Origin of the sequence: Deinococcus sp. QL22 (assembly GCF_023370075.1) — a bacterium.
Classification (GTDB): Bacteria; Deinococcota; Deinococci; order Deinococcales; family Deinococcaceae; genus Deinococcus.
The window spans coordinates 1,679,661-1,698,313 of sequence record NZ_CP097149.1 but is presented as its reverse complement, the minus strand read 5'-3'; the positions used below and the strand labels follow the sequence as shown (position 1 = coordinate 1,698,313).

Here is an 18,653-nt window from a genome sequence, read left to right as displayed (position 1 = left end):
CCCCTGCGCCCTGCTGACCCTTCGGCCTACACTGATGGGGTGCTGTCTGCCCGCTCCCTTCTCGATCAGCTTGGGCCTGATCCTTTTGCCACACAGTCCACGCGCTACGCCCGCCTAGAGGGCTTCCTGCGCGAGATTCTGGGCGGGGGCGTGGCCTTGTTGCATGAGGATGAGGCCGTACCTGCCAACACGGTGAAAGCTGCCGATCTGGGCTGGACAGAAGCCGTGCGGCGCGGCTTCGGCTTTGCTGACGTGTACCGCCATCAGGCCGACACCTACCGCCTGATGCACGCAGGCGAGCATGTGATCGTGACCACACCCACCGCCAGCGGCAAAACGGGCGCGTTTTTCCCGGCGGTGTTCGAGCGGCTAGAGGCCAATCCAGAGGCCACTGCACTGTTCATCTATCCACTGGTGGCCTTGGGCCAGGATCAGCGCGACAAGCTGAACGCCTTCCGCGATGGGGGAAAGTTCGATTGGCAGATTGAGGCGTTTCAGGGAGGCGCACAGCCCGCCGACGTGTTTAAGGACGGCGTGCGGATGGTCACGGCCACGCCCGACAAGCTGCATTGGTCGCTGACGCATCCCAAAGTGCGGGCCTTCCTGTCCAAACTGGCTTTCGTGGTGCTGGACGAGGCTCACACCTACCGGGGCGGCTTTGGCTCCGAGGTAGCCGGGATGCTGCGCCGCCTGCTGGATTTGGCGCGGGCGCTGGGAGCTACTCCGCAGGTCATTCTGAGCACCGCCACCATCGGCAACCCCGCCGAATTTGCCCGCGAATTAGTGGGCATAGACGCCGTGGAGGTCTGCGAATCGGGCGCGGCGCGGCACGGCAAACGCTACTATCTGGCCGACCACAGAGGGCAGCCGCGCCGCTTCTGGGACGCTGTGATGAATGCCAGTACGGCGCACGGCCTGAAGGTGCTGGCCTTTTTTCGGGGCCGTTCCCGCGCCGCACGGCTCTATTCTACCTACCGCGCCCAACCGCGCTACGCCCGCGCCGCGCACCTGTATATGGCGGGCACCAGCGACCGCGAAGGCCGCCTGTCAGAGTTCCGGCGGGCCTCCAGCGGCGTCATGTTTGCCACCAACGCGCTCGAAGCAGGCGTGGACATCGGGGATCTGGAAATCGTGATCATCGACGGCTACCCCGGCTCACGCATGGCCTTTCGGCAGATGGCGGGCCGGGCCGGGCGGGTAGCTCCGGGGCTGGTGCTGTACCTCCCCGCGCTGAACGATCAGGGCGTGCCGCAGCCTGTAGACGCCTTTTACAGCAACACTGGTAACTTTCATGAACTGGTGAAGGGCCAGATTGAAAAGGCTGTGGTGGAGGCAGGCAATCCTTATCTGTCGCCTCGGCATCGGCAGCGTGGGCAGGAGGAATTCCGGGCGGCGGGCCTGCCCTCCGAGAACCTGCCCTCGCCGCGCTACTGGAACCTGCGCGGCGAGGGCAGTGCCAAATTTGCCGTCATAGAGGTCGCCGATTGGGCCACGCGGGGCATGCGCTGCTTCGACTCGCCGCTGGAATCGCCCAGCCAGCACTACGCGCTCACCGAAAAGCATGAGGGGGCGGTGTTTTCGCTGGACGGGCAGGGCTACAAGGTGCTGCGCTGGGAGGAACATTCGCCCGGAACGGCCATCATCGTCGAAAAGTTCGAGGCGGCCAATCTGTTCACGCGGGGGCTGTACAGCATAGACGTGCAGCCCGCCAAAATGGGCGATTGGGTGCGGCGCGGGCCGCTGGCCTACCGACACGGAGAGGTCATTATTCGCCGCCGCTACACCGGATTTTCCATGATGCGCCAGGTCTTCGAGCGCGTGTGCAGCGGGTGTGACCGCGATCCCGGCCCCAGCGAACGCACCTGCCGCGCCTGTGGGGGCCGCATTCAGGACCGCATGCAGGATCACAAACTCAGCGAACACCTGTACGACAAACCGCTGGAACTCCCGCCCTTCCGTACCAGTGCGCTGGAAGTGGGGCTAGATCCGGCAGCCACCGAGCGCCCCACCGCCGTAGCCCATACGCTGAAGCACCTGCTGCAAAAAGTGACGCCGGAGCGGGTGGCCTGCGATGAGGGCGACCTCGCCGGGGCTTTCCGTGAGGGCCGGGATACCTACTTTTTCCTCTACGACGATTGGTTGGGGGGCCTAGGCGTGTCGCGCCGCGCCTTTGAGGGCATGGATGATCTGCTGGCCCGCGCCTACCAACTGACCGCCAAAACCTGTTGCACTGGCCCCAAAGGGTGCTACGAGTGCATCGCGGTCAGCCGTTGTTTCGCGCCCTTTTTGCCCAGCGGGGAGCGCCGCCCCACCGACAAGGCCGCCACCCACGCGCTGCTGCAAGGATTGTTTGGCCTGGAATCCACCGCACACGTGCAGGACGCCGCCCCCCTACCTGACACCGCGCCCGCTCTGCCCGCCGCCTGGCCCCTGCAAGCCCGCGAATTGCTGGATCTGCACGGCCTATCTCTGCCCGAAGTCAGCGCCCGTCTCGGCATTCCCAGCCGCGAATTGCAGCGGGCCGTCAGCAGCACCGATCCGTTGCGGGTGAATCATCCCAAGTTCGGTGAGGGCGTGTTTATGGGCGGCTCGCATGCGGGAGACCGGCGCGAAGTCTTGATCTATTTTCCCGGCGTGGGCCAAAAACGCCTGCTGCTGGCCTACGCAGGGCTGACGGTGGTGCCGGGGCCAGCAGCGCGTGCAGGACGGGGCGGACGAACTTCTCAATAACTCCCACAGGGCAGAAACCGGGCAGATGTGCGCTCCCCTGTTGACCCCCTGCGCCTTTCATGTCTATACTCTGGTTCGCCGTTCGGTTTAAGGCGGCGTGGGTCATGTGTTTCGGGGTGGCGACATCCCTAAAAACCAGACACAGGGCAGTTAAGGTTTAGGGATATGGTGTAATGGCAGCACAACAGATTTTGGATCTGTTAGTTTAGGTTCGAATCCTAGTATCCCTGCCACAAACAGGCGGCTCTCCAAGTGGGGGCCGCCTCTTCTCATGCCTGATTGCTCCCTTGTCTTTGTTCGGCATGCACCCACCGTACGTACCCATTGTGCCGCCACGATCATTAACTCGGTCACATTTCTGACGCGGCCTTTAGTGTTAGGCGGTTTGCACTCTTACATGAGACCGAATGCGCTGCGTCTCATCTTGAGTCAGCGTGGCTTCACGGTGAGTCAGGTATGCGGGCCTACTGTAAGGGCACAAAGAACGCACCGAAAAGACGCGCTGGGACAGACCCGACGCTAAAGGTGCACCCCCAACCCCGGAGGTTGCCTCATGTCTACCCTCAAAACCTTATCCAAAAAAATTGCCCTGCTGACTGCCGTGAGCGCCCTCGCCCTGAGCAGCGTGTCAGCCCCCGCCTTTGCTACGCCGCGCCTGAGCGCCCAGAGCATCATCGTGAACCCGGTGCAGACCAACCTGACGGCCCGCGTGTGGGTAGACCGCGACACCAGCGGCACCCGCGTGCCCAACTACAGCGTCGGTGACCGCATTACGCTGTACACCACCGTTAACGAAAACGCCTACGTGTACCTGTTCAACGTGAACCCCGACGGCACCACCGACCAGATTTTGCCCAACCGCATCAGCGCCAGCAACTATGTGCGGGCCGGAACCACCCGCGCTTTCCCGGCCACAGGCGACCAGTTTACTTTTGATATCACTGGCCCCAGCGGACAAAACCGGGTGCTGGTCATTGCCAGCCGCCGCGCCCTGAACCTCTCGGAACTGAGCAGCTACCAGCAGGGTCAGAGCTTTGCCACCGTGAAGCCCCAGACCCCCGAACGCCTGGCGCAGGCGCTGAGCATCGTGGTCAATCCCATTGCCCAGCCCGTCCCTCAGCAGGATTGGGTCAGCGATACGGCGTTTTACAACGTCTACTGAGCCGCTTTGCGTCCTGTGTAGGTTGTAGGACGTGGAAACTGAGGGAAGGAACGCCATTTAAGCTGCGTTCCTTCCCTTTTGGTTTCTTCTTTTAACCTTTCCACTGACAACTCATCACTTCCGATGGCTCAGCGCCTATTCCTTGCTCAGAACGTAATAGGCCCTATGCCCCGACCGTGCCAAATCCGTGACTGTGTAGCCGCGTGCAAGGTAGGAACTGAGCACGTCCCTGAGTGCGTGCCGCCACATCAGGCGCACGGGTTCAGGTAGGGTTTCGGCGCGTGTAGGGACCTCGGCCAGCAGACGGTTTCCGGCCAAATACAGCCGGGTTGCGCCGGGTTCCTGGCTGTGCTCGCGTGCTTCGAGCGCCACTTGCCCGCGTGCTGGCGGAGCGGGACGGTCGGCGTGGGGCTGTGTCAAGTCCCATTCGGCCATCAGGCGGTCGGCGGGAAAAGCCGCAGCACGGTCATCTTCCAGGGCGTACCAGTCAGCGTGGTAACTGGTCACAGTTGCGCCCAACTTGCCCAAATTCAGGCGGGCGTTGCGGGCCACCAACGGGTCGAATGTCCAGGTCATACGGGTTAATCCTTGCCGCACAGCGCGTTCTCGCTGGGCCAGTTTCAGGGCCACTGCCATGCCAGAGCCGCGCCACTCAGGGTGCACGGCCAGCAGATGCGAATGGTGCCAGATGCGCTCGCCCGACAACGCCGGAAAACCGAACGCAAAGCCCACTGGGGCGGGGTTGCCTTCGTCTACCGGGTAAGCGGCCACTACGATTCCGCCTGTCATGGCACTGATTCGGAACAGGGTTCCCGGTGTCAACTCGCGGTCAGAGTAGCCCCAAGCGTCCACCTGCACGTCTTCTAGCGCACGCATAGCCCAGGGATCGGTCACGTCGCGGATGGCGTAGGGGCGCGTGGGGGTGCGCGGCTCAGTGTTGGTGTGGGCAGTGTTGCTGACATCAGTGGTGAGGGGCGATTCCTGGGTCAAGCGGTGCGCTCCTCATGCAGTTCCGCGATGCTGGCGACGAATTCGCGGTTCAGGGTCACGCCGATGCCGGGGCCAGTAGGCACAGGCATCAGGCCGTCCACCGCTTCCAGCGGTTCATTGATCACGTCGGTGGCCCAGTAGCGGCTGGCACTGCTGGTATCGCCGGGCAGGGTGAAATTGGGGAGGGTAGACAGGTGGATGTTGTGGGCGCGGCCCACGCCACTTTCCAGCATGCCGCCGCACCACACGGGCGCACCGAACGCCTGCGAGATGTCGTGAACGCGCCGCGCTTCGGCATGTCCACCCACCCGCGCTACCTTTACATTAATCACGCCGCCCGCCCCCAGCGCGAGGCCTTTGCGGGCGTCCTGCGCGGTGGTAATGGATTCATCCAGGCACAGCGGCGTGGTCAGGCGGGCCTGCAAGGTGGCGTGGTCGATCAGGTCATCCCACGCCAACGGCTGCTCGATATAGGTCAGGCCGAATTCATCCAGCGCCCTTAGGCGGCCCGTATCTGCCAGCGTGTAGGCGCTGTTGGCGTCCACCGTCAGGCGAATGTCGGGGAAGGCTTCGCGGGTGGCCCGTACCGGCTGAATGTCCCAGCCTGGCTTGATCTTGAGCTTGATGCGGCGGTAGCCCTGCTCCACATGCCGCCGCACCACGTCCACCGTCGCGGCTTCATCGGGCTGAATGCCGAGGCTGACGCCCACTTCGACCTCTGTTTTGCGGCCCCCGAGCAGCGTGCCCAGCGGCACGTCCAGCATGCGTGCCCACAAGTCCCACGCGGCCATTTCCACCATCGCCCGCGCCATCTTGTTGCCCCGGAACCCGCCCAGCGCGGCCTCCAAGTCTTCCGGGTTGGCAAAGGTTTTGCCCAGAATGCGCGGCAGGAACACTTCTTTGAGCAGATGAAGGCCGCCCGCAATGGTTTCTTCGCGGTACATGGGCGCAAATTCCATCGTGCCTTCCGACAATCCTTGCAGGCCGCCGCCATGCAACACCAACAGCGGCACCACTTTTTCCGTTTGCACCCCAAAACTCGTTTCGAACCGGAATTTCAGGGGCAAACGTACAACGATGATTTCGGCGGCCTCGATACGCAGCATAGATATCAGTATGCCCGCTCAGCGGCGCTTGATAGCCTTAACTCCTGAGTGGGGGCAGCCATTACCGCCCCCAGTTCTCGTCGGTGCCCACACGCCGCAGCCACGCCGCAATGATGTCGGTGCAGGCTTTCACGTCGCGGGCGTCTACCATTTCGCTGGGCGAATGCATGTAGCGGTTGGGAATACTGACCACCGCCGTCGGCACGCCCGAACGCACCAACGTCAGGGTATCGGCGTCGGTGCCGCTGTAGCGTCCAGCGGCGCTGAGAGTGTAGGGGATATGTTCCGCGCCCGCCGCGTCAATCAGGGCGCGGTTCAGGGCCGGGCTGCTGAGGGGATTGACACTCAGGTTTGCCCCCGATCCGAACGGCACCACGCCGTATTTCTTCTCGCTGACGCCGGGCTGCTTGGTTTCGTGGGTCACGTCTACGGCGATGCCCGCCACCGGGTTCAGCAGGTAGCCGCCCACCTGTGCCCCAAACGCGCCGATCTCTTCCTGACTGGTTCCTACGGCCACCACGCGGTGCTTCAGGTCGTGGCCCGCCACCGCCCGCAGCGCCTCCAGCACGATGAATGCGCCCACGCGGTTATCGAGTGCGCGGCTCACGATCTTGTCTCCGATCATCACGGGCATCTGCTCGATCACGGCCACCGTACCAATCGGAATGCGGGCCTTCACGGTGTCTTTGTCCAGGCCCACATCGATCCAGAGGTCTTCCAGCTTGCTGGCTTTGGTGCGTTCCTCGGCCTCCATGACATGAATGGCCTTTTTGCCGATGACGCCCAGCAGGTCCCCGCCCGGCGCAAGCAGACGCACCCGCTGGCCCACCAACACTTGCGGATCCCAGCCGCCCACACCCAGCACGCTCAGGAAGCCCTCGTCGCTGACGTGCGACACGATCAGGCCGATTTCGTCCAAGTGCCCCATCAGCGCAATCGTGGGCGCACCTTCCGGCCCGACTTCGGCGTACACGTTGCCGAAATGGTCTTCGGAGACGCGGGCAAAGGCGGTGGCCTCACGCTTCCACACGTCGGCGGCGCGGCGCTCGGAACCGCTGGGGGCAGCTACAGACAGCAGCTTGAACAGGAACTCCAGGTTGATGATCGGGCCGGACTGCTGATCTGCGGACTGTCCATCTGCGGGTTGACTCATGCGCCTGAGTCTAAACGTGTTTGTGCATTCTTCGTCCAGGCTGTGGCCCGGTATTCTGGCCGGATGACCGACTCCCCGCTCCTTCCAGCCGACCCAGACGTCCGCGTGCGCGTGGAAGTCCAGTATCTGGCCGCGCACAGCCAACCCGGACGGCACGCCTTTTCGTATGTCATTACCATAGAGAATCACTCTGATCAGACGTGGCAACTGCTGACCCGGCACTGGAAAATAGTGGATGCAGGCGGGCGTGAAACCACCGTGGACGGCGACGGCGTGGTCGGACAGCAACCTCACCTGGCCCCCGGAGCCGTGTATGTCTACGATTCCTTCGTGACCGTGCAGGACACCCCCGGCGTCATGCAGGGCCATTACGGACTGCGGGACGCCTGGGGTGCGGCGGGCAAGGCTATTATTCCGCCGTTCGTGCTGGATGTGCCGGGGCAGCGGGTGCTGAACTAGGGTGCTTCGTTGCCTGGTGCTTTGTTTAAGGCTCGGAGGAAGGGCTAAGAGCAACCCCCGCTAATCCAGATAGGGCCGCGCCCGCAAATGCGACGCCCGCAGATTGAAGCGCTCGGCGTACTTGACGCCTGCCATGCGGCCCAACTGGGCGCGGCCTTCGCGGAACTGCTCTGCTGTCCAGGCCCACTTGTAAAAGTCGTGGTAGAAGGACATCACTTCGGCGGCCACTTCTATGCTGTCGCTGACATCGGTCAGGACTTCGGGGTAGGGGCTGGCAGGCGCGTAGTACTGGTAAAACCGGATGGGATCGCGCCACGCCTGCAACCGCGACACATCCTCGCCGCTTTCTATGCTGCCGCCGCCCCCGCCCAGATGGGGAGCCGGTGGGCTGGACGCGCCGCCTGCCCCGGTCACGATTTTGGGAATGCGGGCCAGCGTAATGGCGTCGAAGGCGATTTTGGCGGTCATACGGTGGTCGGGGTGCGGGTGGTCGTCGCTCCAGGTAATCACCGCATTGGGCCGGAAACGGGCGTACAGGCGGGCCAGTTGCAGGGCTTCGGCGCGGTTTCCGGTCATGCGGCTGTCGCCCATATCGAAAAAGTGGTGCTGCGCCCCGATGCGCCCGGCCACCCAAGCGCCGTGTTCGCGCCGAATCCGCGTCACCTCCTCGTGCGAGGCGTCGCCAAATTGCGAGGCCAACTCACCCAGGGTCGTCCAGACCAACATGACTTCATCGCCCCGCGCCGCGTGCTGTGCCAACGTGCCCATGCAGCCGATCTCGTCATCCGGGTGGGCAAAAACCGCCATGATTCGCATGAGGTAAGGATAGGGCAGTGGTGGGCAGGAAGGAGAGAATGGGGCGTTGGCTGAGGCATTGGCGCTCCTTGCCGACTACCGAATAAACCGAATCGTCAGCGGATACCTATAAGCCCGCCCACTGCTGACGCGCACCACCGCGACCAGCATCAGCACCAGTGGCAGCAAAAACAACACCAACATGATGGGCAGATAGAAGGCGAAAAACCCGGCGAAGGCCCCGAAAAAGGCAAAAGCTCCGGCGTCAGGGCTGCCCACCGCCGCGCCGACTGCGCCGCCCACCAGACCCACACTGAACAGGCCGAACGCCAGCACGGTAATGATGACGCCGTATAGCCACAGACTCAGTTGAAAATTCAGGGCTTCTTTGCCCTGCGCGTCTAGCGTGCGGCTGCGGTCTCGGTACACCAGCCACGCCAGCAGCGGCCCCAGCAGATTGCCGATGGTGGGTAGCAGCAGGCCGGCCAGCGGCGACAGGTGAATCAGGATGGCGGGTGTGCGCTCCGGCTCGGGCAGAGTGGTAGGGGCAGAAAAGGACGAGGGCGGCAGGCTCATAGTTGACGTTACGCGGCGCAGGTGTCTACAGTTCCGGGGTTATGACAAGAAATTGCGAGGAGTCGTGGGCGTTTCCGGCTTGCAAAGCTGCCCAGCCGAGTAGCAAACCCTTCTGGATGATTGGGAATCGGAGCCAGTCCGTATGACCAGACCAAGCAGCAAAGCCCCCTTCAAGAAATCCGCCGCTAAAAAGGCAGAGAGCGCGGCGCGTGACCGGATGCCGATCAAAGCAGGCATTCAGCCCGCCGTGCCGATTGCGGGCGAACAGATTGACCTGTTCAGCGACGGCGCGTGCGATACGCAGGCCGGACACGGCGGCTGGGCCTGCATTCTGCGTTTTGGCGAGCGCGAACTGGAACTCAGCGGCAACGAGGAGAACACCACCAACAACCGCATGGAGTTGCGCGGCCTGCTGGAAGGCCTGAAAAGCCTGAAACGTCCCTGCCAGGTTCGCGTGATCACCGACAGCCAGTACCTCCGCAAGGCCTTCACCGACGGCTGGATTCTGAACTGGCAGCGCAACGGCTGGAAAACCGCCAGCAAAGAACCGGTGAAAAATCAGGAGTTGTGGGAAGAACTGATTGAGCAGGCCAAAATCCACACGCTGACGTTTGTGTGGGTCAAGGGCCACGCCGGACACGGCGAGAACGAGCGGGTAGACGTGCTGGCCGTACAGGAACGCAAAAAGTTGCGGGCGGGGTGAACAGAAGACGGTCAGCTGCTTAAGGTGCACCGAAAACGCGGCGTGCCCCATGCCGGAGGCAAAGCAACAACCTCAAATCCGCTTTGGCGATAAAAATCTACGGCTTGTCCGTCGGTGTCCGCGCTCAAGGTCATTACCCCGAGGTGCGCCCGAATGCCGTGCAGCAAATCCCGCCCGTAGCCCTGCCCTCTAATGTGTGCCGCTGTACCGATATGCAGCACCTCTGCCGCGTTTCCGCTGACCTGAACGCCCGCCGCACTGACCAGTTGCCCGCGCAGGCTCCAATCGAAGACGAGCCGGGTTGGATCATTCGCATAGGCGGTCAACGCGGCAGCCACCCGCTGTGGATCGGGGAACATGGCGAGCCTCAGCAGGGCCTGTAGTTCCGGCGTGAGTGTGAGATCGGAGAAAAGCACAGTTGAGTTTAGGCGGCTGTGTCCCCACAAGCCATCCGGCCTATCCCATCTCTCCCCTCCCAGCCGTACCCTAAAGCCATGCCCCCCGCCTCCCCCGTTTCGCCCGCGCCCCTAGACCCGAACGGCGGCTGGCGCACCTTCCTCTGGCTGTGGAGTTCTCAAGCTCTCAGTGTGCTGGGCAGCGGCCTCAGCGGGTTTGCCTTCAATATCTACCTGACCCAGACCCGCTTTCCGCTGGAATCTCAGAAACCGGAATTGGCGGCGGCCCTGTCCCTCACGGCGCTGGGCTGGGCGTTGGCCGCCATTGTGGGTGCGCCGCTGGCCGGGGCGTTGGCAGACCGCCTGGATCGCCGCCGCATGATGCTCACCTGTGACCTGCTGAACGCCGTGCTGTCGGCGGGCGCGGTGGCGTTGGTGCTGTCCAGCAGCCCTCCCATCTGGCTGTTTATGCTGTTCACGGCGGCGCTGGGTCTGGTGGGCACCTTTCACGGCTCGGCGTTTGACACCAGTTATTCCACGTTGGTTAGCCGGGAGCGCCTGCCGCGTGCCAACGGCATGATGCAGACCTTGTGGAGCCTGTCGGGGCTGCTGAGTCCGGCGTTGGCGGCGCTGCTGATCGGGCTGCCCGCGCTGGCCCGGAGCGGGGGAGTTGGGCCATCCTGGTTAAGCGGGCTACAAAACGGCGTGCCGCTGGCCTTTGCCATAGACGGCCTGTCTTTTGCGGTGGCGGCGTTGGTGGTGTGGCGGCTCCGTATTCCCAGCCCCGTGCGGGCCGACCTTGCCAAAGGGGCCGCCAACAAACCCAGCCTGTGGGCCGATATGCGCGTGGGCTGGACATTTATCTTGGCCCGCCGTCCGCTGCTGCATCTGCTCCTGACCTTCGCTTCGGTGAATCTGCTGACCAGCGGCGTGGGCGTGTTGCATCCACTGCTGGTCAAATTCACGCTGGCCCCTGACCTCGCCGCACGCGGCCTGACCGTAGAAACCGGGCTGGCGACCCTCTGGACAGCCATGAGTGCGGGCGGTTTAGCGGGCGGCCTCCTCATCAGCGCGTGGGGCGGCCTGAAGCGGCGGCGGGTGCTGGGCGTGCTGGTGCCGATGGTGCTGGCGGGCGCGGCACAGGCCCTCAGTGGTGTGGCCGGAACGGTGGTCTTCACAGCGGCGGCCATTGCCCTATTCGGCATCATGACCCCGATCATGAACGCCCATTCTCAGAGCATCTGGCAGACACAGGTGCCCAGTGAATTGCAGGGCCGCGTGTTCAGTGTGCGGCGGCTGATCGCGCAATTTACCGTGCCAGTCGGTACAGCTATCGTGGGGTTGTTGGCGGCCCGCTTTGCGCCCGGCAGCGTGTTGCTGTGGGCGGGCCTGGCCATGGCAGCGGTATCGGCCATGCAACTGCTGAACCCTGCCATGCGCCGCGTCGAAGACCCCCTGAAGCCTGCTGGCCCGGCGGTCAGGGTGTGATGAAACAACAGCAGTGCCGCTCCTAGAACGGACGTCTCCCTCTCATAAATCAGGACGCTCTGGCACGAATTTTTTCGACTGTTTTAAACTGCAAGGACGTGCAGACGAATCTGCACACAAGGTCACAGTACGCGCACTAAAGTGTCAGGTACATGGCAACTCAATCTTCCCCCGGCGTGCCTCCTAACGGCTGGCGGACATTCCTGGCGCTGTGGGCCTCGCAGTCGGTCAGCCGATTCGGGAGCGCCCTGTCCTGGTTCGCGCTGACCATTTACATGGCCCAAACGTTGTATCCCGCCGCCGACCAAAAGGCCGAATTTGCGTTGGCAACGGGCGCGTTGGCAATTGCCGCTACGCTGCTGGCCGTGCTGGTGGCCCCCATTGCCGGAAGCTTGGCAGACCGCACCGACCGCAAGCGCCTGATGGCCGTCTGCGACACCCTGGGCGGCCTGCTGACGCTGGGCATGGCGGCCCTGATGCTGTTCACGACTGCGCCGTTCTGGGTGCTGCTGCTGTTCGTGGTTGCCACCCAGTCGCTCGATATTTTGCACGAGGCGGCCATGGATGCCAGCCTCGCCATGATCGTGCCCGACGAACAGCTGACGCGGGCCAACGGGCTGCTGAATACCACTCGCCAGATCAGCGGGTTGCTGGGGCCAGCCACCGCCGCGCTGTTGATCGGTGTGCCTGTTCTGCTGAGCAAAAACGGTGCGGGTGGCTGGCTGGCGGGCCTGCGCGACGGCGTGCCGTTTGCGCTGGGTGTAGACGCCCTGAGTTATCTGCTGGCCGCCCTGATCCTGACCCGCCTGAACATTCCCAGCCCGCCGCCCGCCGAGAGTGCCGGGGGCGCAGTGGCTACCGTGAAAGCTGACACCCGCCTCGGCTGGATGTATCTGGTGCGCCGTCCGCCGCTGCTGCAACTGCTGCTCATCGGGGCCGCCGTCAACTTTGCTGCCAGCGCCATTCCGGTGTACCAAACCCTGCTGACCCGCTACACGCTGGAAGATGACTGGACGGCACGCGGCCTCGGCTTTGCGGCGGCTTTGGCGATTATTACGACCATCACCAGTGCGGGTATGGTGCTGGGCGGCGTGGTCATCAGCGCGTGGGGCGGCCTGAAACACAACCGCGTGTTGGGCATTCTGGTGCCCAGCCTCGTCATCGGCCTCGGCATTATCGGCATGGGCCTCAGCCGCAGCTTGCCTCTTACGGCGGCCCTGTTCGGCCTCACCGTGTTTGCCATGCCCTTTGCGATGGCCCACAGCGGCGGCATCTGGCAGGCTCAGGTGCCCCGCGAAATGCAGGGCCGCGTGTTCGCCGTGCGCCGCGTGATCTCGCGCTTTACCGTGCCGCTGGGCATGGCGCTGGTGTCGGCCCTCGCCACCAGGTTTCCCCCCGGCCCGGTCATCGTGGGCATGGGTGTACTGGTCGTTGTGGTGGCCGCCGTGCAACTGCTGAATCCCAGCGTGCGCCGCGTGGATGACCGGGAGTATCTGGACGGCTTGGCGGCGGCAAAGGGCGGGTAGGAGAGCAGCAATTGGAAACGTGGGAAGCCTTGAGACTAATCAAGGCTTCCCACTTTGGTTGTCAGAGAATCGGTTTGAAGCTTTTGCCCTTCCTTCGACCCTGGACCCTTAGACCGCCCCCGACTTGACCCTACTCCCGGTTAATTTGGCCGTACATGAACTCGTAATTGCCCGTCGCTTCGGCCAATCGCAGCGGCTTCACACGCTCGACCAATATTTCTCCACCGTTGGGCAACTGGCCTAGCAACTGCATGGTTTCATCTATAAATTCTTGTAGCGGCATAGCGTGAGGATCGCTGGCCTGCTGCGTCCCCATCAGTTCGGTTTGCACGTAGGGCGGCACGAGTTCGAACACTTCTACCGCCGTGCCCCGCAGTTGATGGCGCAGCGATTGGGTGTAGGAATGGAGTGCGGCTTTAGTGGCGCTGTAGGTGGGGGTCAGGGCCATAGGCACGAAGGCCAGCCCCGACGAGACGGTCATGATGGCAGCGGTGGGCTGAGCTAGCAGATGCGGCAACAGCGCGGCGGTGAGCCGGATCGGGCCAAGCAAGTTGGTGGCGATGGTGGCTTCGGCATCGTCTAGCGCGGCGGCCTGCAACTGTTCGGGCCGCATGATTCCGGCGTTGTGAATGACCACGTTCAGGGCCGGAAAGTCGGCAGTCAGGCGGGCGGCAAAGCGGCGAATATCGTCGGCGTCAGCGATATCCAACAGGGCCGATTTCATGTTGGGATTGGCGGCCACCGTTTCGTCCAGCACCTCCTGGCGGCGGCCCGCGATGATGATCTGGTTGCCCGCCTGAAAAGAAGCTTCGGCCAGAGCGCGGCCAATGCCCGATCCGCCGCCTGTAATCAAGATGGTATTGCCTGTGTGATTCATGGTGATTCTCCTTGCCATGTATCGTAGACTTCGCACGAACCAACGGGAAGTAGGCACCGCAAAGTTCCATACTTATCCAAAGGAGAGTGATGTGCTAGACGACCAGAACAAGACCCGCGCAATCTTAATGCCTGTGCGGGATTATTCAGAACACACCCAACAGGAAGACCCAGAGCTAGACGCCCTCGTGCGCGAAATCATTGGCCGGGTGGCCGACAAATGGACGATGCTGGCCCTGGAAACCCTGACCGAACACGGCCCGCTGCGCTTTACCCGGCTGGGCGAACTGATCGGCGGCGTGAGCCAGAAGATGCTGACCAAAACGGTGCGCCAGATGGAAGCCGATGGCCTGGTCACGCGCACCGTGTTTCCGGTAATTCCGCCCAAAGTGGAGTATCAACTGACCGAACTGGGCCTCAGCCTCAGCGAAGCTTTTTGCGGCGTGTGGATCTGGGCCGAGCAGCACCGGGACACCATCGAACAAGCCCGCCGAGCTTTTCAGGAGCGGCGGACGGGAGTACAAGGATAGGGTTGGGAGAGGAGTTGATGACGCTGGGGGCTTGGTCTAAGGTGCTGGAGCGGATTCGCTGCTGAATTGCCTGTCAGGAGCGAGGGCGACAGCTGGCTGTAGGGTTTCAAGCAATTCTTAGACCCTTCGACCCTCGACCCTTAGACCGCCCTTCCCCCGCTCATTCCGCTTACTGCCGCTCCAACCACGCCGCCAGCCAAGGCAATTTCTGGCCCACTTTTTCGCGCATACCGCCCCAGTAGCGCCGCGACCAGCCTTCCATGGTGTGCTGTTTGCCGCGTGCAACAGCCAGTGCGCCTTCAGGAATATCGTCGTGAATGGCGCTTCCGGCAGCGATAAAGGCCGCGTCGCCCACCGTGCGCGGGGCGATCAGGGTGGAATTGGAACCGATAAACACGCCCGCGCCGACGCTGGTCTGGTGTTTGTTCACACCGTCGAAATTGGCGATGATCGTGCCCGCGCCGATGTTGGTTTCTGCGCCCACCGTCACGTCTCCGAGGTAGGCGAGATGTCCGGCCTTCACTCCGTCCGATAGGCGGGCATTTTTGGTTTCCACAAAGTTGCCGATATGCACGCCCGCACCCAGCACCGAGCCGGGGCGCAGGCGGGCAAATGGCCCCACGTCGCTGCCCGCACCCACCACCGCGCCGTCCAGCACGCTATGGGGCCGCACCACCACGCCCGGTTCCAGCACGCTGTCGGTAATCACGCTGTAGGCTCCCAGCGTCACGCCGTCGGCCACCCGCGTGTTGCCGCGCAGGATTACGCCGGGCTCTACAGTCACGTCCTGTCCCAGCGTCACGGTGTCTTCAATCGTGTTGGTGTCGGGATTGATCAATGTGACGCCCCCACGCATATGGCCCGTGTTGATGCGCCGCCGCAAGATCGCTTCGGCTTCGGCCAGCCCGGTGCGGTCATTGGCTCCCATCACCTCGTCTATATCGTCCAGCTTAAAGGCCTGAGCGGCGGCTCCGGCGGCATGGTACAGGGCCAGCAGGTCGGTCAGGTAATACTCGCCTGTCACATTGTTGGGCACGATTTGGCGGGCCAGTTGGGGAGCGCGGGCGTCCATCACATACACGCCGGAATTGAATTCGCGCACCGCCTTTTCGGCATCGGTGGCTCCCTTTTGCTCCACGATCCGGGTCACGTTGCCAGTCTCGTCGCGGATAATTCGGCCATAGCCGGTGGCGTCGGGCAGTTCTCCGGTCAGGATGGTAAAGGCACTCGCGCTGGCCTGATGACTGTGCAGCAAGGCCTGCAGGGTGCTGGGCCGCAGCAGCGGCGTATCGCCGTATAGCACCAGAATATCGGCGTCGCCCGCCTGCGCCGAGCCGGACAGGGGCAGCGCGGCGGCCCCGCTGAGGAAGGCGTCGCCTGTGCCGCGTTGCTGCGCCTGCCGGGCAAAAGTCACGCCTGTGGCTGCCAGCGCCGCTTCGACCTGTGCAGCCCCATGCCCCGTCACCACGACAACATTGCGTGCGCCAAGTTCCTGCGCGGCCTTCACGGCCCACGCCACCATCGGGCGGCCCCCCACCGGGTGAAGCACTTTGGGCAACGCCGACCTCATGCGGGTTCCCTGACCCGCTGCCAATATCACGACGTCCAGTGGACGGTTACTGTTCTTCATTGCTCAGTCAGTCTACGGGTCTGGGACAACAGGATGCCTAGACATCCACCTGAGCAACTACAGCAAGGCGGGCAAGGGAAACTATCTTCCACTCGCCCGCCGCCCCGCACTGGTTTTCATCTTGCCGACAAGACTTTACGCCGTTTTGGGCGGAACCACAGACACCACCGGATCAACCCGCGTATCCGGCTGTTTGCGAAGTTGAAGCAGGAACCAGATACTGGCGATGATCAGAGGAACAGAAATCAGGTGCGTATCTGTCCAGAGGCCGATGCCGGGGCGGTCGAGACCCTGATCGAGGAAGCTTTTGACGCTGAGGGGATTGAGGCGGAAGGTTTCCTCTAAGCCCGCCCGCAGGATGGAGTACCACAGCCAGAACTGCCAGAATGCCCAGCCCGGCTTGCGCGAACGCAGCCAAAAATACGCGGCGATGCTGAGGACGATGCCGATAAAGACGCCGTAGAGCTGCGTGAAATGCACGGGCGCGGTCATAACAACCTGCCCGCCGATCTGCTGGCAATACTGAGACAGATCCATGTCGGGGTTGGCGGCCTTGACGCACATGCCGTCGTGAAAGGAGCGGGCCGAGTCGGGCCAGCGGTAGCCGATGGGCCACCCCGTCACGCGGCCCACCGTATCGGTGCCGTTCATGATGTTGCCGATGCGCCCGCCGATGATGCCGAACGCCACGCCGGGAACGCACAGGTCAGCGTACTGGTAAAAATTGAGCTTGTAGCGGCGGGTGTAGTAGATCAGTACCAGAATCCCGCCGATCAGGCCGCCGTGAATAGAAATGCCGCCCTGGCGCAAGTTGATGATGTCGAGGAGGATACGGGGGAATGGAATGTTCTCGAACTGGTTCCACGAGGTCGCCACAAAGACGATGCGTGCGCCCACCAGTCCCCAGATGATCATCCAGAGAATGATGTCGTTGAAAAGGTCGACGTTGAGGCCACGTTGCCGGGCCATGCGTGTGCCCACCCACACGCCCGCGACGATGCCCAGCGTGATCAGCACGCCGTACCAGGCAATGGTGAAACTGCCGATTTGCAAGAAAACAGGATCCATAAGTTGGGGTCAGTGTATGCCGGATGTGGGCGGGCTGGGTATGAAAGGCCGCCTATAGGTCGCCCACCCCGCTGGATCAAAGATGGAAACCAATAAAAATGGCCCATCTTCTGGAGGGAAGACAGGCCGATTGGGAAGGGAAATTTACAACTCTAACGCTGGGGTTTCTTCGGCGGGCGGCTGAATGCGGAACACACGAGACAGGACAACGCCGAGTTCGAACAAGAGGTACAGCGGGCCAGCCACCAGCAACATGCTGCCGGGGTCAGGAGTCGGCGTGATGATGGCAGCGGCCACCATGATGCCCACGAGGGCAAAGCGCCAGCCCTTGCGGAGCATGGTGTGGTTCACGATGCCGATACGGGTGAGGATCACAGCCAGAATGGGCATCTCGAAGGCCAGACCGAACGACACGAGGAAGGTGATGATCATGCCCATGTAACTGGCGAGGTTCAGCAGAGGCTCTACCGTACCGCCCAAGAAATCGACGAAAAAGCGCACCATCGTGGGCAGCACCAACTGAAAGCCGAAGACTACGCCGCCTGCAAAGGCCAGCCCTGCACCGGCGATAAACGGCACGGCCCACTTGCGCTCGTTGGCGTACAGGCCGGGCGCAACGAAGGCCCATACCTGCCACAAGATGAACGGCAAAGCGAGAGCAAGACCCGCCCAGAGCGAAATATTGAAGCTCAGCAAAAATTGGTCGGTGAGCTGCGTGACGATCAGCTTGACCTTGCCTTCCTGATACAACTCGGAATACTTCAGCGGTTCCTTCAGCAGTTCGATCAGGGGGATGCGGTAATTCCACGCCACGCCCATGCCGAGCACCAGAAAGATGACGCTGTAAATCAGGCGCTTGCGGAGTTCGTCGAGGTGGTCGAACAGCGGCGCACTTTTCAGGTCTTGCATCATGACCGCTTGCCCCTGTCCTTAACGCCGCTCGACTTCGGTAACCGTCGTTTCTACGATTCGGCCATCTGCGGTACGCACGGGGTCGAGGGTATGAGAATGCACGTCGGTGACAACGGGGGCCACGGGGTCATGAATTTCTTTCTTGAAGCTCTTAATGCCCTGCCCGAGGCCTTTGCCCAGTTCGGGGAGCTTGCGTGCGCCAAAGATCAGGGCGATAACGACAACGATCAGAATAATTTCCAGTGGCCCGAATGACATGTTGACTCCTTTGTGCTTGCGATGATGGGTTGCCCGGAGTGGGCCAAGCGGTTGAGTGTAGGGTAGCGCGTGCCTATGAAGGGCTGTGTGGGCTTGCTTTCTGTGGTTCTTCGGTGGTTCACCCGTGCGGGCTGGCCCCAGCTTGTCCCGCCCCTCTGCGGCCTTCTTATCCTGAATGTATGCGGGGCAGGTCAAATTGGATCACTGGTGGGTTAACTGGCTGTCAACATGAAGGCTTGATCTGGGGTGGGTGCGGCTGAGGTTATGGGTGCGTTGTCTAAGGGTCGAGGGTTCAA

General features: G+C 62.6%; 18 protein-coding genes and 1 tRNA gene. 8 read left to right on the top strand and 11 right to left on the bottom strand.

The features are described from left to right. Positions 1-39 precede the first annotated feature (39 nt). The 3 genes from M1R55_RS08425 to M1R55_RS08415 all read left to right on the top strand — a co-directional run bounded on the left by M1R55_RS08425 (position 40) and on the right by M1R55_RS08415 (position 3,892). Positions 40-2,730, top strand: a complete 2,691-nt coding sequence (locus M1R55_RS08425) for a DEAD/DEAH box helicase (protein WP_249391373.1) — start codon at positions 40-42, stop codon at positions 2,728-2,730. 159 nt (positions 2,731-2,889) lie between these two features. Then, positions 2,890-2,963: transfer RNA gene (locus M1R55_RS08420), tRNA-Gln, on the top strand. Positions 2,964-3,283: 320 nt separating this feature from the next. Then, entirely contained in the window at positions 3,284-3,892 is a 609-nt protein-coding gene (locus M1R55_RS08415) for a DUF4384 domain-containing protein (RefSeq protein WP_249391372.1), read from the top strand. A 135-nt stretch (positions 3,893-4,027) separates the two neighbouring features. Here the strand turns inward: M1R55_RS08415 and M1R55_RS08410 are convergent, their stop codons facing one another. The 3 genes from M1R55_RS08410 to M1R55_RS08400 form a co-directional block, all read right to left on the bottom strand. After that, entirely contained in the window at positions 4,028-4,768 is a 741-nt protein-coding gene (locus M1R55_RS08410; protein ID WP_249394173.1) for an acyl-CoA acyltransferase, read from the bottom strand. Positions 4,769-4,878: 110 nt separating this feature from the next. Further along, the gene (menC, locus tag M1R55_RS08405) at positions 4,879-5,988 is read right to left on the bottom strand and encodes an o-succinylbenzoate synthase (protein WP_249391371.1); all 1,110 of its coding nucleotides are present in this window, start codon (positions 5,986-5,988) and stop codon (positions 4,879-4,881) included. 61 nt (positions 5,989-6,049) lie between these two features. Beyond that, positions 6,050-7,141: a M42 family metallopeptidase gene (locus M1R55_RS08400; RefSeq protein ID WP_249391370.1), complete on the bottom strand. Its 1,092-nt coding sequence runs from the start codon at positions 7,139-7,141 to the stop codon at positions 6,050-6,052. Positions 7,142-7,204: 63 nt separating this feature from the next. On the opposite strand from M1R55_RS08400, the gene apaG reads away from it, so the two are divergent. Then, positions 7,205-7,600: a Co2+/Mg2+ efflux protein ApaG gene (gene apaG / locus M1R55_RS08395; protein WP_249391369.1), complete on the top strand. Its 396-nt coding sequence runs from the start codon at positions 7,205-7,207 to the stop codon at positions 7,598-7,600. 60 nt (positions 7,601-7,660) lie between these two features. On the opposite strand, the gene M1R55_RS08390 is transcribed toward apaG, so the two are convergent. Both M1R55_RS08390 and M1R55_RS08385 read right to left on the bottom strand, forming a co-directional pair. After that, positions 7,661-8,416 (bottom strand): PIG-L deacetylase family protein, encoded by a 756-nt coding sequence (locus tag M1R55_RS08390; RefSeq protein ID WP_249391368.1) that lies wholly within the window; start codon positions 8,414-8,416, stop codon positions 7,661-7,663. A gap of 75 nt (positions 8,417-8,491) precedes the next feature. Continuing rightward, entirely contained in the window at positions 8,492-8,971 is a 480-nt protein-coding gene (locus tag M1R55_RS08385) for a DUF4870 domain-containing protein (protein WP_249391367.1), read from the bottom strand. A gap of 142 nt (positions 8,972-9,113) precedes the next feature. Here M1R55_RS08385 and rnhA point away from each other — a divergent pair, with 142 nt between their 5' ends. Next, entirely contained in the window at positions 9,114-9,674 is a 561-nt protein-coding gene (gene rnhA / locus M1R55_RS08380) for a ribonuclease HI (protein WP_249391366.1), read from the top strand. An 11-nt stretch (positions 9,675-9,685) separates the two neighbouring features. On the opposite strand, the gene M1R55_RS08375 is transcribed toward rnhA, so the two are convergent. Then, on the bottom strand, positions 9,686-10,090 hold the full coding sequence (locus M1R55_RS08375) for a GNAT family N-acetyltransferase (protein WP_249391365.1): 405 nt from the start codon (positions 10,088-10,090) through the stop codon (positions 9,686-9,688). Positions 10,091-10,168: 78 nt separating this feature from the next. Between M1R55_RS08375 and M1R55_RS08370 the strand changes: the two genes are divergently transcribed. Next, a complete protein-coding gene (locus tag M1R55_RS08370; protein ID WP_249391364.1) occupies positions 10,169-11,557 on the top strand; it encodes an MFS transporter in 1,389 nt (462 codons plus the stop codon). 152 nt (positions 11,558-11,709) lie between these two features. Next, the gene (locus M1R55_RS08365; protein ID WP_249391363.1) at positions 11,710-13,083 is read left to right on the top strand and encodes an MFS transporter; all 1,374 of its coding nucleotides are present in this window, start codon (positions 11,710-11,712) and stop codon (positions 13,081-13,083) included. A 130-nt stretch (positions 13,084-13,213) separates the two neighbouring features. Here the strand turns inward: M1R55_RS08365 and M1R55_RS08360 are convergent, their stop codons facing one another. Continuing rightward, positions 13,214-13,960: an SDR family oxidoreductase gene (locus M1R55_RS08360; RefSeq protein ID WP_249391362.1), complete on the bottom strand. Its 747-nt coding sequence runs from the start codon at positions 13,958-13,960 to the stop codon at positions 13,214-13,216. A gap of 91 nt (positions 13,961-14,051) precedes the next feature. Here M1R55_RS08360 and M1R55_RS08355 point away from each other — a divergent pair, with 91 nt between their 5' ends. Beyond that, complete coding sequence (locus tag M1R55_RS08355; protein ID WP_249391361.1) at positions 14,052-14,489, top strand: helix-turn-helix domain-containing protein; 438 nt, start codon at positions 14,052-14,054, stop codon at positions 14,487-14,489. A 169-nt stretch (positions 14,490-14,658) separates the two neighbouring features. On the opposite strand, the gene glmU is transcribed toward M1R55_RS08355, so the two are convergent. From glmU to M1R55_RS08335, 4 genes are all read right to left on the bottom strand, one after another. Beyond that, complete coding sequence (gene glmU, locus M1R55_RS08350; RefSeq protein WP_249391360.1) at positions 14,659-16,119, bottom strand: bifunctional UDP-N-acetylglucosamine diphosphorylase/glucosamine-1-phosphate N-acetyltransferase GlmU; 1,461 nt, start codon at positions 16,117-16,119, stop codon at positions 14,659-14,661. Between the two features lie 135 nt (positions 16,120-16,254). Then, positions 16,255-17,187 carry a prolipoprotein diacylglyceryl transferase gene (lgt, locus tag M1R55_RS08345; protein ID WP_249391359.1) on the bottom strand — a complete coding sequence of 311 codons (933 nt, stop codon included), beginning with the start codon at positions 17,185-17,187 and terminating at the stop codon, positions 16,255-16,257. Positions 17,188-17,331: 144 nt separating this feature from the next. After that, the gene (tatC, locus tag M1R55_RS08340; protein WP_249391358.1) at positions 17,332-18,099 is read right to left on the bottom strand and encodes a twin-arginine translocase subunit TatC; all 768 of its coding nucleotides are present in this window, start codon (positions 18,097-18,099) and stop codon (positions 17,332-17,334) included. Between the two features lie 18 nt (positions 18,100-18,117). Next, positions 18,118-18,357 (bottom strand): twin-arginine translocase TatA/TatE family subunit, encoded by a 240-nt coding sequence (locus M1R55_RS08335; protein ID WP_249391357.1) that lies wholly within the window; start codon positions 18,355-18,357, stop codon positions 18,118-18,120. Positions 18,358-18,653: the final 296 nt, after the last annotated feature.

What these genes read in the sequence shown, in the direction of transcription:
- M1R55_RS08365 (WP_249391363.1), top strand. Translation starts at nt 11,710, where the DNA reads ATGGCAACTCAATCTTCCCCCGGCGTGCCTCCTAACGGCTGGCGGACA.
- M1R55_RS08415 (WP_249391372.1), top strand. Translation starts at nt 3,284, where the DNA reads ATGTCTACCCTCAAAACCTTATCCAAAAAAATTGCCCTGCTGACTGCC.
- M1R55_RS08390 (WP_249391368.1), bottom strand. Translation starts at nt 8,416, where the DNA reads ATGCGAATCATGGCGGTTTTTGCCCACCCGGATGACGAGATCGGCTGC.
- menC (WP_249391371.1), bottom strand. Translation starts at nt 5,988, where the DNA reads ATGCTGCGTATCGAGGCCGCCGAAATCATCGTTGTACGTTTGCCCCTG.
- M1R55_RS08385 (WP_249391367.1), bottom strand. Translation starts at nt 8,971, where the DNA reads ATGAGCCTGCCGCCCTCGTCCTTTTCTGCCCCTACCACTCTGCCCGAG.
- apaG (WP_249391369.1), top strand. Translation starts at nt 7,205, where the DNA reads ATGACCGACTCCCCGCTCCTTCCAGCCGACCCAGACGTCCGCGTGCGC.
- M1R55_RS08335 (WP_249391357.1), bottom strand. Translation starts at nt 18,357, where the DNA reads ATGTCATTCGGGCCACTGGAAATTATTCTGATCGTTGTCGTTATCGCC.
- M1R55_RS08410 (WP_249394173.1), bottom strand. Translation starts at nt 4,768, where the DNA reads ATGCGTGCGCTAGAAGACGTGCAGGTGGACGCTTGGGGCTACTCTGAC.
- M1R55_RS08370 (WP_249391364.1), top strand. Translation starts at nt 10,169, where the DNA reads ATGCCCCCCGCCTCCCCCGTTTCGCCCGCGCCCCTAGACCCGAACGGC.
- glmU (WP_249391360.1), bottom strand. Translation starts at nt 16,119, where the DNA reads ATGAAGAACAGTAACCGTCCACTGGACGTCGTGATATTGGCAGCGGGT.
- tatC (WP_249391358.1), bottom strand. Translation starts at nt 18,099, where the DNA reads ATGATGCAAGACCTGAAAAGTGCGCCGCTGTTCGACCACCTCGACGAA.
- lgt (WP_249391359.1), bottom strand. Translation starts at nt 17,187, where the DNA reads ATGGATCCTGTTTTCTTGCAAATCGGCAGTTTCACCATTGCCTGGTAC.
- M1R55_RS08360 (WP_249391362.1), bottom strand. Translation starts at nt 13,960, where the DNA reads ATGAATCACACAGGCAATACCATCTTGATTACAGGCGGCGGATCGGGC.
- rnhA (WP_249391366.1), top strand. Translation starts at nt 9,114, where the DNA reads ATGACCAGACCAAGCAGCAAAGCCCCCTTCAAGAAATCCGCCGCTAAA.
- M1R55_RS08400 (WP_249391370.1), bottom strand. Translation starts at nt 7,141, where the DNA reads ATGAGTCAACCCGCAGATGGACAGTCCGCAGATCAGCAGTCCGGCCCG.